Annotated in this window: 10 protein-coding genes; 5 read left to right on the forward strand and 5 right to left on the reverse strand. The window is 45.8% G+C overall.

Going from position 1 to position 16,820, the window contains the following annotated elements; all coding sequences use genetic code 11:
• Genes FAZ15_RS13550 through FAZ15_RS13565 form a run of 4 tightly spaced genes read right to left on the reverse strand, consistent with a single transcriptional unit; the run spans nt 1 to nt 7,351 of the window.
• Nucleotides 1–1,497, reverse strand: coding sequence for a LamG-like jellyroll fold domain-containing protein (locus FAZ15_RS13550; RefSeq protein ID WP_136901853.1), 1,497 nt, complete (start codon nt 1,495–1,497; stop codon nt 1–3).
• Between the two features lie 9 nt (nt 1,498–1,506).
• The gene (locus FAZ15_RS13555) at nt 1,507–2,580 is read right to left on the reverse strand and encodes a sialidase family protein (protein ID WP_162304940.1); all 1,074 of its coding nucleotides are present in this window, start codon (nt 2,578–2,580) and stop codon (nt 1,507–1,509) included.
• A gap of 49 nt (nt 2,581–2,629) precedes the next feature.
• Complete coding sequence (locus FAZ15_RS13560; RefSeq protein ID WP_136901855.1) at nt 2,630–4,102, reverse strand: RagB/SusD family nutrient uptake outer membrane protein; 1,473 nt, start codon at nt 4,100–4,102, stop codon at nt 2,630–2,632.
• Nucleotides 4,103–4,123: 21 nt separating this feature from the next.
• The gene (locus FAZ15_RS13565; RefSeq protein WP_136901856.1) at nt 4,124–7,351 is read right to left on the reverse strand and encodes a SusC/RagA family TonB-linked outer membrane protein; all 3,228 of its coding nucleotides are present in this window, start codon (nt 7,349–7,351) and stop codon (nt 4,124–4,126) included.
• A 613-nt stretch (nt 7,352–7,964) separates the two neighbouring features.
• Here FAZ15_RS13565 and FAZ15_RS13570 point away from each other — a divergent pair.
• The 5 genes from FAZ15_RS13570 to FAZ15_RS13590 all read left to right on the forward strand — a co-directional run bounded on the left by FAZ15_RS13570 (nt 7,965) and on the right by FAZ15_RS13590 (nt 14,437).
• Nucleotides 7,965–9,632, forward strand: coding sequence for an ATP-binding cassette domain-containing protein (locus FAZ15_RS13570; RefSeq protein ID WP_202912396.1), 1,668 nt, complete (start codon nt 7,965–7,967; stop codon nt 9,630–9,632).
• A 14-nt stretch (nt 9,633–9,646) separates the two neighbouring features.
• On the forward strand, nt 9,647–10,960 hold the full coding sequence (locus tag FAZ15_RS13575; RefSeq protein WP_136901857.1) for an HlyD family secretion protein: 1,314 nt from the start codon (nt 9,647–9,649) through the stop codon (nt 10,958–10,960).
• Nucleotides 10,947–12,377: a TolC family protein gene (locus FAZ15_RS13580; protein ID WP_136901858.1), complete on the forward strand. Its 1,431-nt coding sequence runs from the start codon at nt 10,947–10,949 to the stop codon at nt 12,375–12,377. Before FAZ15_RS13575 ends, FAZ15_RS13580 begins: the two co-directional genes overlap by 14 nt.
• A gap of 173 nt (nt 12,378–12,550) precedes the next feature.
• Nucleotides 12,551–14,062 (forward strand): PAS domain-containing protein, encoded by a 1,512-nt coding sequence (locus tag FAZ15_RS13585; protein ID WP_136901859.1) that lies wholly within the window; start codon nt 12,551–12,553, stop codon nt 14,060–14,062.
• A 6-nt stretch (nt 14,063–14,068) separates the two neighbouring features.
• Nucleotides 14,069–14,437: a response regulator gene (locus FAZ15_RS13590; protein ID WP_136901860.1), complete on the forward strand. Its 369-nt coding sequence runs from the start codon at nt 14,069–14,071 to the stop codon at nt 14,435–14,437.
• Between the two features lie 217 nt (nt 14,438–14,654).
• Here FAZ15_RS13590 and FAZ15_RS13595 read toward each other — a convergent pair whose 3' ends face one another.
• Complete coding sequence (locus tag FAZ15_RS13595) at nt 14,655–16,805, reverse strand: hypothetical protein (protein ID WP_136901861.1); 2,151 nt, start codon at nt 16,803–16,805, stop codon at nt 14,655–14,657.
• Nucleotides 16,806–16,820 lie beyond the last annotated feature (15 nt).

The raw sequence follows: 16,820 nt of genomic DNA on the forward strand, positions 1-16,820 counted from the left end.
TTACAAGTCATATAAAAATTTAATTTCTGCTTCTGTCAGGGCTTTCCGGTACACCACCAAGTCGTCTAGGTCGCCTTTAAAGAAGTTGTTGAATCCGGTGGCAGTCTCCTGCAGGGCAATCTTAAAATCACCGGCATTCGATACCGTTTTTACGGTAGCGGTCGTTCCTTCCCGCACCACCACACCGTTCACGTAAATCAGCGATCTGTTACCGCGTCTGACGCAGACCACATGGTTCCACTGCCCGTTGGTCACGTTGCGGTCGGCGTTGACGATAAAGCCACCCGTAGTATCTTCCGTGTTGAAACGCATCCGACGATCCGTTGCATTGTCGTTCAAACGCAACCAGGACTGGTTGTCGTTCGGGCCATTCTTACCACTTTCCTGCCAGGCCATCATCCGGTCGCCCGCGGCAGATTTGATCCATACGGAGATGGAATAATCCGACTGCCCAAAATTCAATGCATCATGATCTGGAATAACAAGGCCGCCAGATCCATTAAATGTGGCAATTCGGCCTGCTTCGCCATGCCTGTCCTGTCCGCCAAAGGCAGGTAGGTTACCCTGATTCCGAACGGGGAGGCTGTTTGCCGATAGATCGGTCGTTTCCTGATCGAAAGGTATCAGCAGGACCAAGGAGCTGTTGTCGATCACACGTACCATACGCTCTTTAATGATAGATTTGCTCGTATACGGGTTGCTGACGGTAAGTTTTACGCGATAGGTACCAGCAGCAGCATACTGCACGACGGGATTCTCTTCCGTGGATATGCTATTTACTGCACCTTCAAATTCCCAGTTGAAATTTTCAACCATTCCCATGGAGGTATTGGTAAATTGCACCCCATAGTTGATCGGGATCAAGCTGGACTGTACCGTGAAATTCGGTTCGATGTCTGCTGGATCCAGTACCGTCAGGTACTGCTCTTTCGTTTCGGTTCCCTCGAAGCTTGGGTTAACGCTACGTAGGGTTACCGTGTATACACCAGGCTGATCAAATGTAATCACCGGATGCTGTTCGGTCGATTGCTTGCGGTCGGTATCGCTTGTAAATACCCATTCCCAGCTGGTTGCTACACCACTGGTGAGGTTTTGAAAGCGCACCTCTTCATCCAGGTACACGGTGGTGCTTTCTGTGCTGAAGTCTGCTGTCAGCACACCGTATCCTACGGTAATGTAACTTTCCTTTACCGTTTCCTGCGACTGGCTGCCGCGCATTGCACGGAGTGTAACGCGGTAGGTGCCCGGTTGTTCGTACTGGATTTCGGGAGACGATAGGATCGAGGTATCCGGACTTCCGCCTTCGAATGTCCAGTGGAGGCGGGAGGGCATTCCTGTTGATATATCGGTGAAGGTGACGGTCCCGCCGGCCACGATCTCCTGTTTTTCAGCGGAGAAGTCTGCTTTGACCGGCCCCGTATCCAAACCGTCTTTTTTACAGGCTGTTATCAACAGCGCTGCAAGCAAATACGTAAATTTTAGTGCTATCTTCATCATAAAAGGCTTTTATTTTAAATCTGCTAGCGGGATAATTTCAAATGCGATTCCTTCGTTGGCATCGGAGGCACCCCGCTCATAGAGCATGGCAAGCTGATCCTGATCAATCAAAGCCATATCCGAGTAGGCCGCGAACTCGCCATAAATCAATTTGTCTTTTGGATATGTTTTTCCATCATCAAAACTCATCCGTAGGGTCATATTTCTACGTCTGGTTTCGTGCGCTGCATTCGCGAAGAGCAAGAAGTTACGGCCTTGTCCATCTTCGAAGGTCAGCATACTTCCTTGGCATACCGGATCGATCAAGGTTTCATGTGTCTCCGGTCTGCTCCAGCTGAGGCCGCCATCGGTACTGTGCGAAAGTAAGCGTCGTTTATCGCTGTTCGGGCAGCGCATATTCAGGAGCAGGTCGCCGTTCGAGAGTTCAGCTACCGTGCACTCGTTGGGTTTGAATACCGGATGGGAAGGTATGCCGCCCAGTTTCCAGGTCTCGCCATGATCGTCGGAATAAATGCTGTGTGCATTTCCGGTGTGATCACAGGGGATCACCAAACGGCCAGCATGTGGACCTTTCTTCAGTTGGATTCCATGTACGGGGCCGGTGGCATACCAGGTCCAGCCGCTCCGTTTGACCGAGGCTGTAATGTCTTTCGGTGCCGACCAGGATTTGCCGTCGTCTGCCGATCGTGTTACCAGCACCTGATCGTTGTTTTTGCACATCAGCAGATGGATTTCGCCCGTAATCTCATCGACAACGGGAGCCGGGTTACCGGCGGTGTGCTCCCCTGCATCCCAGATCACCTCCATATCCGTCCAGGTCTTGCCGTTGTCGAATGATCTTTTGAGGACCATATCGATATCGCCATCGTCGGCACAGCTGTTTTTCCGTGCTTCCGCAAAGGCTAGCAAGGTTCCTTCTTTGGTCCGGACAAGGGCCGGAATACGGTAGCAGGCATAGCCTTTATAACCCTTTTGAAAGAGGTAGGGTGTCACGAGTTCTTCCTTACCGTGGTCCCAGTAATCATCGGGTATATTTTCGCCCAGTTTATTGTCGCAGGCACCCAGTATGTATAGGCTACACATTGCAAGGATGCAAAATACGTAGTTAAAGCTTTTCATCGTTTTATCTCCTTTATGGCGTTATGTATCCTTCCGTTTGCTTAAGCAACGGATTTAAATCAATTTGTATCTGCGGAATCGGGAAAAATAGCGGAAGCGTTTTATCGCGCAGATTCGGCACCTCTTCATAGATGTCTATCGTTCCGCCGAAATGGAACCTGACTAGATCGGGCCAGCGCTTCTGCTCAAACCATAACTCCTTGAACGCTTCGTCCAGTATGGCTCTTTCCACATTTGCTTTTGTTGTACTGCCTCCGTAACCATTTATCTTTGCCCGGCTGCGCACCAGATCTAGGGCAGTTATGGCCTCTTGCGTACGGTTCAATGCAGCCAAAATCTCCGCTTTAGTGAGTTGGAGCCCGCCCCAGCGGTAAATAATTAGGTCATTGTCGTAATGTCGGTCATCACTATACGCGGTGCCCCTGAATTTATTGTCAAACACACCGATTACGCTACCATTCGTATTGACAGCCGTGATGATCGAGGCATCCCTTCTGCTGTCTGTGGGAAATTCATTTAGCTGCTCAATCAGTTTTTGGCTAGGGGCGTACACACTCCGTGCCCCACCCAATGCGTAGGGTATCAGGTCGGCATTGACGGCGTTCTGCACAAAAATATTCCGCGGTTTGAGCCGGCTACCGTAGTGGTCCGATTTCTCATCCCGCTGAAAATGCAAGGACAGCAATATTTCGCTATTGCGCTTGTTGTCGGTCGCAAAAATCATTTTATAATCCGCGACAAGACTAACATGCTGTAGTGCCGCATCGATGGATACCAATGCATTTTCCAGATCGGTAGTAGAACCGCTCAGCACCTTGTTCTTCCATACTAATGCCTCCGCTTTCAGCGCGTGTGCAGCAGGTTTTGATACCCTTGTTTTATTACTTAAACCTTCTGGAAAGCGGTTTAGCGCTTCTTCCACATCGGCTAGTACTTGTGCCATCACTTCATTCGCCGGCGCTCTGGCCAGCGGTGGTTTGTCGTCGCTTTCGGTAGGCTCCAGCTCCAACGGCACATCACCATAGGTGCGCAACAGCAGGAAGTACATATACGAGCGGATAAACAGGGTTTCGGCAATTGCCCGATCCTGATCTTCTGTATTCACATAGGTTATCGTGGGTGCGTACTTTAACAGCATATTACACTGTTGGATCAGTTCGTAAATGGAGAGCCAGTTGGGTGCGTTGGCGTTATTCAGGTTTTGTTGCCAGGCATTGGTTACACCTGATTCAAGTCCTTGTTCAAAGGAGTCTCCACGGTCTTCGAGCCAAAAAGTGGTATTCATCACACCGCCGGCTCCCGTTCCGTCTCCGGAGCGGAATGTATTATATATACCCGTTAAATACGCGTTTACATCATCTGGGGTATTCCAGAACCCGCTTCCGATGATGGATGACTCCTGTTCCACATCCAATATGCCATCACAGCCCGACAGTACGGTTGCAGGAAGGAGAAACAACAGGATCAGTTTTTTAAATCTTTTCATAGACATAATCATATCATTTAATTAAAATGTAGCAGATAGCGATAAGTTGAATTGGCGCGGACGTGGGTATTCCCCTTGATCATTACCCTTAAAAATCTCTGGCGACAGGCCGTCGTAAAAGGTAAGGTAACCCAGGTTAAACGCGGCTGCTGTTACGCGTAAGCCGTTCAGCTTCGCACGCGACATCCAATTACCGCGGAGCTCGTATGAAAGTGACAGCTCACGAAACGCGAGGTAGTCTCCTTTCGAGTAGTATAGGGAGTTGTTACTCCCGTAACCCGAGCTCGTGCCGATGCCGTTGGAATTACGGAGGTGATTCCGGAAATTGTAATCTGCATCACTTTGAACAGTATATCGTGGAATCTCAGCGATATCGCCCTGCTCATTCCAGACCTTGTCACTCATCACCTCATTGATAATCATATTGTTATTTCGCGCACTTCCCATTACACGGGCTTTCCACGAGTTATCGATCACGTGTCCGACAGCATAGTCAACGACAACACGGGCCGTAATACCCTTGTAGTTAACCGTGTTGATCATACCACCCTGTTTATCCGGACGTATGTAGCCCATAAACACCATATCGCGATAGTCGATGATGCCATTGCGGTCCTTGTCGTACCAGATCGCATCGCCCCCCACTTTGGTCCGGCCGTTGGCTTCCACATCTTCCGGTGCATTTGCTGCATCTTCATCGCGCGCATATACACCGATCATCTGGTATGCATAGCGGACGCCGTAGCGTTCGCCCTCGGCCACGCCACCCACTTTAACGTATTCGTTCCGCTTCGTGTCCCAGACAAAATTACCGCCACTTCGGTTCTTATCTTCCTCATTTTCTGGAAGCTTGACCACGGTACCCCGGTTATACGAGAACGTGAAACCCAGGTCCCAGCTGAAATTTTCTCTTCGTATCGGTTGTCCGGATATGCCGAGATCTACACCGCTGTTGCGGATCGATCCGAAATTACTCCGTATCGAACTAAATCCGGTCGATGACCATAAGGGCTGCATAAATAGCCGGTCGCTCGTCACTTTATCATAGTACTCCGCCGTCAGTTGCATACGATCGCGCAGAAAGCCCCACTCCGTACCGATATCGAAAGAAGTCGTCGTTTCCCAGACCAGGTTTCTGTTGGCCAGTACCGAATTGTTTATGCCCACAGCACCATCGTAGGGAAAACCCGCAGCGTACTGCCCCTGCGCATCCGCGATGGACAATTCGTTATTTCCTGTTTGTCCCCAGCTGCTCCTTAGTTTTAAGGAAGACACGATAGGGGCAATAGGTTGCCAAAAGTTTTCACGGTGTATGTTCCATCCGGCAGAAAAGCCCGGAAAGAACCCCCAGCGGTTATTCGGGGCGAAACGTGATGAGCCATCGACACGGAAACTGGCTGATAGCATATATTTTGCATTGAAATTATAATCTGCCCGACCGAAATAACTCATGATCACATCTGGCAATTTTGTCGTGGTAATCCGTTGTGTTTCGGGTTCGGTGGCGTTCAATGTCGGTATGTAATCCGTTGGAGCATTGTATCCCGTACCACTCATGTGATAGGCGAAGTCGTTGATGTAACTTGCGCCCGCCAGCACATTGATGTGGTGCTGACTGATTCTTTTATCGTACGACAGCAAGGCATCGCCCTGTATTTTCCGGAACTGCTCGTGTACAGCCCGCGCATTTCGGTTACGGTTGGTTTCATTCGAGGCCTCAAAATAGTTTTCGATGCCCTCGGTCGTATTGTAATATAGACTTGGCGAAAATTTCAGTCCCGGAATAATATGGTAATCCATCCCCAGACCAATCGTCGTGCGGAACACTTTCAGGTCGTTGTATTTCTCCTTGTAGTGCACCTCGTAGTGCCTGCTGCGGAAATTGGCAGGTCCTTCACCCGGCGCAGGCAGGCCGTCTTCGTAATAATCGCGGTAGGTAAAGGGCATCGTAATGGAGCGGGACAATACGTTCTGGTAGTTCCAGGCGGCATTGGACTCCCTCACCTGATACGATACATTCGACCGCACCTTTATCTTCTCATTGATATTGTATTCGCCATTAAATAGCGCACTGTAGTTCTTGTAGCTTGTGCCCGTAACCGTTCCATCCTGGTTATTGTGCCCCAAGCCGAGGTAGTAGTTGCCCTGCTCTGTTCCACCGCTGGCATTCAGGTCGTACTGCATGGAGCGTCCGTTTTGAAAGGTCATATCCTGATAGTTCGTCTCCTTAAAAAGCAGCTGTTTGCCCGTTACTGGATCGACCATCGTTTCCCAACCCTGGTTTTCGATCAATCCCGCGACATAATCCTGTCCGTACTCCTGTAGGTAGGTGTCCAGAAAAGCGAGCGTGTTGCGGCTGTTGCGCGGATTGCCTGTGGACATGCCGTATGCGCCACTGGACAGAAACATATCCGGATTTGTCTTATTAAACTTATGGGTATTCAAACGGCTGATATGGATGTAATCGCGGGCGCTCGCAAAGTCATAGCGACGTGCGAGCTGCTCCAGGGCAGAGGTAACCTTAAAGTTCACGATAGGCTTTCCAGCTTTTCCAGATTTTGTTTTAACGATAATTACGCCATTTGCAGCCCGTGCACCGTAGATCGCTGTTGAGGCTGCATCTTTTAGCACTTGCATGGTTTCAATGTCGTCGGGGTTAAGATCGGACATATTGCGCATAGTGCCGACCACACCATCAACGATGATCAGCGGGGTGTCGCCTTCCGGAGACGTGGAGCTACCACCGCGAATAAATATCTGCGGATTGGCACCAGGCTGCCCATTGGAAATCTGCAGCGATACACCCGGAACCTTACCTTGTAGCTGTAACAATGGATTCTGTCCAGGCGAATTTTCAAATTCCTTTACATCGACCTTGTTAACGGAGGTCGTCAAGGTCGACCTGCTTTGTTGGCCATATCCGATAACCACCACTTCGTCCAGCGCATTTTCTTCTGAAGTCATTACCACATCCAACACGCCATTGGCTGGAATGGGCAAACGACGTTCGAGGAAGCCAACCGCACGGAATGTTACCGAGGTGCTGTCTTGTGGGATTTGAAGTTCATAGGATCCGTCGGTCAATGAGCTCGTCGATGCCCGACCGGCCGCGATGGTTACGCTTTCAATGGGCCTGCCATCACCGTCCCGGACGACGCCTTTTAATAAGAAATTTTGGCTAAATGCTGTCATCGAATATAGAAAAATAACGAAAGAAAGCATGGGCTTTAAAACAACTGATTTACTCATAATCAGATTATTAATGTGTTTATAATTAATTTATTTTATACTTATGTAGAACATAAAAACAAATATAAAGTAATTAAATGGAGATTTCCAAATTCTAATGTTAAATGTTTATTAGTATTTTGTTTCGCCTGATGCGTTCTACAGTGTGGTACCCGATATCCCTGTGTTGGAATCTCGTGCATGTGCAGCCCATATCCAGGAATATTAATACAAAAATACGAACAACCATAGCGGCACCTTTGTACCGAAGCCTGTCTCTATATCGTCTGCTGCTATGAGATAAGTGTTTGTATCCCGTACCTGTTTTGAAGTCTTGTTTTTACCGCCCACTTCTACGTGAATGTCATTAACGAGAAAATCACCTGTTTCGGGTTCGGATACGATTTCAACCTATGTTGTCTATAAAAGAAGTGTTTCCTTGTCTTGCAAAGTTTGCAATACTTTTGATAACTATTTTATCTGCTGTTACCATCTTTTGGTCTGATTTAATATATTTGCGAAAACTTGATTAATAATGGCTTTAAGGTTGATTTAAAGCGATCGTATGCTTCGTGATGTCGTAATGCACCGTAATAGTTGGAAATCGAAGTCTATGCTAAAAAAATGAATAATAATGGCACAGGAACAAGATTATGCGATGAGCAGAAGAATGTGGTTCAAACAGATCACAAAAGAAAAAAAGGATGTAGCAGCCATATATATTTACGCTATTCTTAGCGGTCTTGTCCAATTAAGTATTCCACTGGGTATACAGGCAATCGTCAGTTTCGTGATGGGGGCTACGATGGTGACGTCTTTGTATTTGCTGATTAGCTTTGTGGTTTTAGGTACCTTCTTAACCGGACTCTTCCGCGTTAAAGTGATGCAGATTATTGAAAAAATTCAACAGAAGATTTTTGTGGAATATTCCTTGGCCTTCGCCAGGAAGCTGCCTAAAATCGATCTGCCGGCAGCAAAGAAATATTATCTGCCTGAGTTGGTGAACCGCTTTTTTGATATATTGAATCTCGAAAAAGGTATTTCCAAAATACTACTTGAAATACCTACGGCACTGATACAGATTTTTTTCGGGATCTTACTCTTGTCTTTTTACCATCCTTGGTTCTTGGTTTTCGGCGCGGTGGTTGTCATCATTGTCGTCGCTATCTTTTATTTCACGATGGATTCGGGTATCCGCTCGAGCGTGGAGGAAAGTAATAGAAAATATGAAGTTGCCTCTTGGATCGAAGATATTGCCGGTGACATAAAAACATTTAAAATTACTTCTAAAACAGATATTCACCTCGCCGGTACGGATAAACGTGTGGTGCAATATTTAGATAACCGAACTACGCATTTTAAAGTGTTATTGTTTCAGTATAAGGCAATCATTGGTTTTAACGTCATTATCACCTTGGTCATGCTGGCTATAGGGACATATTTAATGGTCAATCAGAAGTTGAATATTGGCGCATTCGTGGCGACGGAAATCGTGGTACTGACGATAATGGCCGCAGTTGGGAAGCTGATCCGAAGCCTGGAACATTACTACAATATGATCGCCTCTATCGTTAAGCTGAATAAAGTTACCGGCCTTCTCGAGGAGGATAATGGAGAGATTGCGCTTGAGAACCATACAGGTGGAATGGAGGTTATGTTTAAAGATGTGAGTCTGACTTTCGGCGATCGCGCGCCAATTTTTAAACAGCTTGATTTTCAAGTGGAGGCGAATACGTTGACGGCGGTTTCTGGCAAGCTGGGCGCAGGTAAAACCTTACTGTTAAATATGCTGGCAGGATTTTATCCGCCTACAACGGGATCCATATTGATTGATAAAATTCCGATGAAAAACATCGACAAGATTGCGATGCGTAACCGGATAGGGCTTTATATGGATGATATGACCATCATTAAGGGTACGCTGCACGAGAATATCGTGCTGGGTAGAGCAGATATCAGCACCGAAGATATATTGGCGCTGGCCGAGGAAATTGGTATAGACCAACTGTCCGATCAATTTAGCAATGGCTTCTTTACCTTACTGAGCGAGACGGATACGGAAATATCATTTAGCTCTAGAAAGATCATTCTATTACTGCGTGCGCTCTTGGGTAACAATAGACTGCTGTTGTTGGAAGATCCTTTTGATGGGATGGATGAGGTGTTTAGATCAAAGTTGATGCAATACCTTAATAAAATAAAACAGTATACGACCATCATCGTTGTATCCCAAGAGAAAGAAGTTATTGAACTGGCAGATAAGCATCTCTATCTTCGTAACCGTACGATCGAAACTAAGTAAAGACTTCGCAAAACATGAAACTGGAATCATTTGATAAAATATACCATGTTCACCGGAAATCCAACGTAAAAAGGTGGTTTGTCGTGGTAATATTGCTGTGCATTGCTGCACTTTTCCTTCCCTGGACCCAGAATATAAAAGTTAAAGGTAATGTGACCACTCTTTATCAGGACCAACGGCCGCAGCAGCTTAACTCACCTATACCGGGGAAGATTATTAAATGGCATGTAAAGAATGGAGACTACGTCAATAAAGGAGATACGATATTACAACTGTCTGAGGTGAAAGAAGACTATATGGATCCGCTTCTGGTTGAACGGACGGAGCAACAGGTACGTGCTAAACAGGGGGTGCGTAATTATTATGAAGCAAAGGTGGGTACCACAGATAGTCAGCTCAAGGCCTTAGGTGCTGCTCGAGAATTAAAGCTCTCGCAACTGAAGGTGAAAATAAGCCAGTTGAATAGCAAGCTAGCGGCGGAGGAGGCTGAACTCTTGGCTACAACCAATGAACTAGCGTTAAGTGAAGATCAGTTTAACCGTCAGAAAAAAATGTATGACGAGGGATTGGTATCTCTTACGCAATTTCAGCAGCGAAGTGTTGCTTACCAAAATGCCTTAGCCAAAAAGACCGTAATAGACAATAAAGTGGCGCAGACACGACAGGAGATTGTTGCGGTAGAAATAGAACAAAACTCGACCATCCAGGATTATGCGGAAAAGCTCAGTAAGACCGAGGGTGATCGTCTGCAAAGTATGGGACTGATCGAAGGCAGCATGGGCGATATTGCCAAGCTGGAGAACCAGGTTGCAAATTACCGGGCCAGGCAGGGACTGTATGCTGTACTGGCGTCACAGAGCGGACAGGTGGTGCAGCTCAGTAAGGCAGGTATTGGCGAAATACTGAAAGATGCGGAAAGTATTGGGACCATCGTACCCAATCAGGTCGATTACGCCGTGGAAATCCATGTCAGGCCGGTAGACCTGCCTTTGCTTAAGGAAGGGCAGCGCGTGATGTGTGTATTTGATGGTTTTCCGGCTATCGTGTTTTCAGGATGGCCCAATACCAGCTACGGCACGTTTGCGGCAAAGGTCATCGCGGTAGAGAGCAACATCGGTGCGAATGGTCTCTTTAGAGCTTTGCTCGCAGAAGATAGGGGCCAAAAGCCCTGGCCCCCGCAAATTAAGATGGGCGCGGGTGTACAGGGGATTGCTATTCTTAACGATGTGCCGATTTGGTATGAGCTATGGCGGAATATCAATGGATTTCCTCCTGATTATTACATAGTAGATAATCAAAAATCAGCAACAACGGATGGAAAGAAATAAATACCTGCTTCTTGTGCTGATGTGGTGCTGTTCTCATCTTTGCTATGGGCAGGATACATTGCGCTTATCACATGATGAGTTTTTGGCGATCGTTAAAAGTTACCATCCGATGGCCTTTAAGTACCGTTTGCAGAATCGAATTGCAGACGAAAATGTTCGATATGAACGGGGTAATTTTGATCCGGTGCTGGATGGGAAAAGCGGCGCTAAAACAATAGACGGTATAGATTATTATCAGCAACAAGGTGTTGGCTTAAATATTCCGACTTGGTATGGCGTAACGGTAAATGGAAGTTATAGCTACCTGGATGGTGAAAAGTTGAATAATAGCGATACGCGGGGAGGCTTATATCAAGTGGGGTTGACTGTGCCGCTGGCAAAAAATCTGCTGTATGACAAACGGAGGGCTCTGTTGGAACAGGCGCATATCGCTAGACGTATGACTGAAGCGGAACAGACTTTACTGACAAATGAACTACTATTGGATGCGGAAAACAGCTACTGGGAATGGGTAAAGCAGTATGAGGGCTATCGAATTCAAAGGGAGGCTGTGCGTATTAATAGAAGACGTATGGATTTGGTAGTTAAAACGTTGTCTTATGGTGAGCAGGCCGCGATAGATACGACCGAAGCACGTGCGCAGCTACAGCGTTTTGAGCTTCAGGAGCGAGATGCTTACTTCCAATATCTGAACGCTACCCAAGAACTCTCCTTATTCATGTGGCGAGAGAACCGAGAGCCTTACGATGTGACCCAATGGATAATACCTTCCGAGGAGCTGGATGATAATATGGCTCACCATAGTTATCAGGAATTGCTTGCCAGATTAGATGCCCAATCGCTTAACCGTCACGCTGCATTGCGCTACTACGATGAGAAGGGAAACATATTGGATAGTGACCGAAGACTGAAACTGCAGAGTCTATTGCCTAAGGTGGATTTCACCTATAATTTTTTTAAGAAGGATGGCTACGCCCATAACTTCTTTCCGTTTTTTGATAACAATTACCAATACGGCGTAAAACTAGAAATACCCGTTTTCTTAAGACAGGCAAGGGCCGATTATAACGCGGCAAAATTGAAGATCGGCCAAAATACAATGGATTTCAATTTCAAAAGGCAGGAATTGGTAACTAAAATGAACAGATACAGAAATGAAGTGATAAATTATGCCGGACAGATAGATATGGCTAAGCGAAATGCCAGCAACTACGAAAAGCTTCTGACGGCGGAGGAAACAAAATATGCCAATGGCGAAAGTTCTCTTTTCCTGATTAACAGTAGGGAAAATAAGGTGATCGAAGCAAACGAAAAAATTATTGAATTGTACCTTAAATTTCTAAAAAGCTATAATAGCTTGAAGTGGATGAATGAGAGTTTCAGCGATATCCCAACTAGAGGAGATGCTACGAAATAACGCCGCAGTCCAATTTTTCTGCTAGCCTAAGTACAAATTTAACTTCAGTATGGCGCGGTAATCCAACACTGTTCTCAGCTGAAACTTTCCCAATGCTTTATAAAAGCGTACAAAAAAAAACAAAATAGTCTTAGAGTTGGTTAATCTAAAAAAACTAATATACTGGAAATTCTATGCTAAATAGTAAATATCTTGATGACCCGGAAATGACTGAGTTGATCTATGCGGCACTTGACGCAAGCTCGACTGGTATTATTATTACTGACCACCGTCTTCCCGATAACCCTATTATTTATTACAATAAATCATTCGAGGAAATGACGGGCTATCAATCTAAAGATATAATTGGACACAACTGTCGGTTCCTGCAGGGGCAAGATCGCAACCAAGTTGCCCGGGAGAAGATCCGTGAAGCGATCAATGCTGGTCAAGGCATCACGATCCAGATCCGTAACTATACAAAAGCGAACGAACTGTTTTGGAATGAACTGTTTATATCGCCTATACTTAACGCCGAGGGAGAGGTGACGCACTTTATTGGCGTGCAGAACAACATAACGGTAAGGAAAAAGGTTGAAGAGGAATTGTTGTTCGAAAAGGAATCGGTCGAGCGCAAGATAGCGGAAAGGACGGAACATCTGCGGTTGAATGAAGAGTACATGAACAGTATTGTGGAAACAATACGGGAGAGCTTAGTCGTTTTAGACACAGAGCTGAAAGTACTTTCCGTGAATGAAGCGTTTTTGCAGACTTTTAAAGTGACCCGCACAGAGACTGCCGGTAAGACGCTCTACGAACTTGGAAATCGCCAATGGGACATTGACGATTTAAGAAAATTGTTGGAAGAAATACTTCCCTCAAATAACCCTGTACTTGATTTTGAGGTGGAACATGATTTCCCCCACATCGGAAAAAAGATCATGCTGCTGAATGCCCATCGCGTAGAATTGGAAGGTGAATTTAAGGATCGGATATTATTGGCCATTGAAGATATTACCGATCGCAGGAAGATTGAAAAGCGGAAAGATGATTTCTTATCGATTGCCAGTCACGAGCTTAAGACTCCGCTAACGGCATTAAAGGGATATATCCAACTCATAAAACGGTATATGCCGAAAGATAATGCTAATTTATCGGCCATTGTCGAAAAGTCGGATACACAGGTGGAGCGTTTAAATAAGTTGATAGCGGAGCTACTCGATGTCACAAAAATTCAGTCGGGAAAGCTAGATATTCACCGTGATAGATTTGATTTTGACAAGATGGTGCGCGACACGGTGGATCATCTGCAGATCAACAGTGACACACATAAAATTATCGTTAATGGACAAACTGATTCGTGGTTTGTTGGCGATGAGGGTCATTTAAGTCAAGTAGTTGGTAATCTGATCTCCAATGCGATCAAATATTCTCCTGGGAAAGACCGTGTAGAAGTTTATCTCGCCGCGCTGAAAGACCATCTTAAATTTTCAGTGAAGGACTATGGTTTCGGTATAGATATTACAGATCAGAAGAAAGTATTTGATCGCTTTTATCGTGCTGACAGTATACAGAAAAAATTTTCTGGACTTGGTATAGGATTGTACATAAGTGAACAGATTGTATTGCAGCACGGCGGTACGCTGTGGGTCGACAGTGAAGTCGGAAAAGGGGCCATATTTAGTTTTATTTTACCCACTACTTAAAACGTTATGATGAACAAAAGTGTTTTTATTTGTGATGATGATGCCGGTATTACAGATATGTTGACAATAGTATTCGAACTGGCAGAAGTAGATGTGGTGGTCGAGAATGATAGCGTAAGAGCATATGATGTCATCAAGCGCATGAAACCAGCGGTGATAGTTGTTGATCTGTGGATGCCTGTTGTGTCTGGGGATCTTTTAATCAAAAAACTTCGGGGTGACGAGGAATTAAGAGATACATATATTGTCTGCATGTCGGCTAGCAGGGATGGTCGGGAAGTTGCGACTGAAGCAGGTGCAGATATTTTTGTGGCTAAGCCGTTTGATCTTGACGAGATTATTGCAGTAGTAGAGGAAGGTTTCGTGACAAGCTAGATTACATACTACAATTCGCCTGATCAAATGCGTTGCCACGCTCATCTTATCTTTTTTATGTTATCGATTGTTACATAATTAGCGAACAACGCTAACGTGAGCATTGGCGTAACGGTGCGCATGCTTTAATAATAATAATAATAATAATAATAATAATAATAATAATAATAACAAAAAACGGGCAACCAAATTGATTGCCCGTTTTTTTATTGGGGTTTTACCTCCAGCGCGGATCGCCGATGCCCTTGGTGTAGATCGGATGGTTCTGCACTTCCGGGGTATTTTTATAACGTAGACCATTTATATTGTAAATGTGTGCATTCGTCTCCCAATTGGCGCCTACTTTTCGGCCCCTTGGGTACGGATCGACCATCAGGTTTTCCGGCGCAATTGGGGTAGGGCCGGTGATCACGCGAGTGGCTTCTAACCCGCCTACATTCAAGGATCCGCCGTTTGCTCCAGCTCCTCTACTGTTATGGCTGAATGGTTGGTTGTTCATGATTTCCGCAGAGCTGTAATAAGTAACAGTGCCGTTTGCCGACTTGGATGCTGTTGCATAGTTATCCGCTACGTCAAACTTTAAACCCGAACGATAGGTGCGGAAGTCCATGCCACTTTGGAAAAACTGCCGATCATCGTTTGCAGCTTTAACCGATATAAAGAGATTTTTCTTAACTGTATAGCTACTGTTCGCTGGAGGATTTTGATGCTGGATCAGGAATCGGCCGTTAGATACCGAAAACGCATTTAGAAAGGTGTTATTTTCGATCGTTACGTTCCAGACCACACTGGGTGCCCAAGCTAAGTTAGCGGTCTCACGAACCAATTGATCCCAGCTGATGCCGATAAATGAATTGTTTTTGATGACCACATTATTGAAAATATTAGTTGATACAGACGCGGCGGCACCTGTAATCAATGGGTAACCCCGTCCATTCGTATCATACATACCGGCATCGTGAAATAGACAATTATCGACAATGATATTTTCGATAACCTGACGGTTTGTACCTTGCGTTCTAAACCAGCTTCGTACCATGCCTTGAAAATTACAGTTGCGCGTTTCTAATCTGGAGCATGTAAATGGCATCGAAGCGGAGTGCTGGTTGATAAAGTAATTGCCGGTGATGGCTTTGCCCGGATGTAAGGATTGGTTGAAGAAGTTAACTGCTAGCGGCAGCTCGAAGCTAATGTCGTCAAAAATCACATCGCCGACAGTGATACTGCCGATCTCGCCGGCCTGCGCCGGACGCCCCAGCTGAAAGTTATACGCCAGCGATCCATTGTTGGTTTCATTATACCCCAATCCCATATAAACAATAGGCTTCGTGCCGGGAAGGGTGGAGCGTAAGGTTAATCCTTTCGCCAATACAACATTACTGCCCAAGTAGTATTTTTTGCCTGCTTCGAGCATATATATGGTACCCTCAGCAAGTGTATTATCGAATAGGAAGTTATTTAGTATTGTGTCTAGACGGGAAGCATTGTTTTGCTGTGCCCAGGTGTTTTCATTATCCACGATATGCGGAATAAGAATAGGTTCACCGACCTGCCCGCGCATCCGTACCATGCTGGTATTATACAACCTGTCCCAGTAACGGCCAACCTTATTGTTAAGCCCATTGACTACATAAAGTGCATTGGAGCTTAATCCGCCAATATCCACATAACCGTTTGTCAGGTCTGTGGGCGTAAGCTTTACGGATTTTGATTCCAATTCCCTGTTTACCGAAGCAGGCTGTACTAAGATTTCATCCAGTAAAAACTGATCGTTCTCATGTTGAAAACTCGGATTTAGCACAGCGGGATCTGGGTTGTAAACCTTTAGGTCAAACCACACACGCATGCTGGTTTCGGTCACGTTGGAGACGGATACCACATCGGGAATCCCTGTTCTTTCGCCCATGTCCCACTCCGCACGATCATCGTTGTGCGCACCGTCGCCAAGCCCGTACCATTTCGAGTGATAGGCCTCACCCTTAGGTGAAAGAGTTTGTATGGCAAAATTATGTTTGGTGGAGTATTGTAAATCGATCTTGGTGAGTTTCAATACGTCTGGTCCGACGATAGTATCCCAAAGGATATCGGTCGGAATATCCCAGGAACCGGATTGCACCTTCATTTTAAGGCGATAGCCCGCAGCGCCATTGATGCCGTTCCACACCAGGTACATATCGTTGGTATTGACGACCTGGCTGGCTAGGGGGTCGCCAGATTTGCCTGTATTGGCTTGCTGACGGAATACGGCCATAAATGACCTGTTTTCTTCTTCGTCGGTAAGAGATAGAAGATTTTTTTGACAGCTATGGAGGAATAGGGTCAGTACGCTCGCTAAAGCTATGCTCCATGTAAAAATATGAGTCTTCATCGTTGTTCTTTTTTA

Origin of the sequence: Sphingobacterium olei (assembly GCF_005048855.1) — a bacterium.
In the GTDB taxonomy this organism is placed as follows: domain Bacteria; phylum Bacteroidota; class Bacteroidia; order Sphingobacteriales; family Sphingobacteriaceae; genus Sphingobacterium; species Sphingobacterium olei.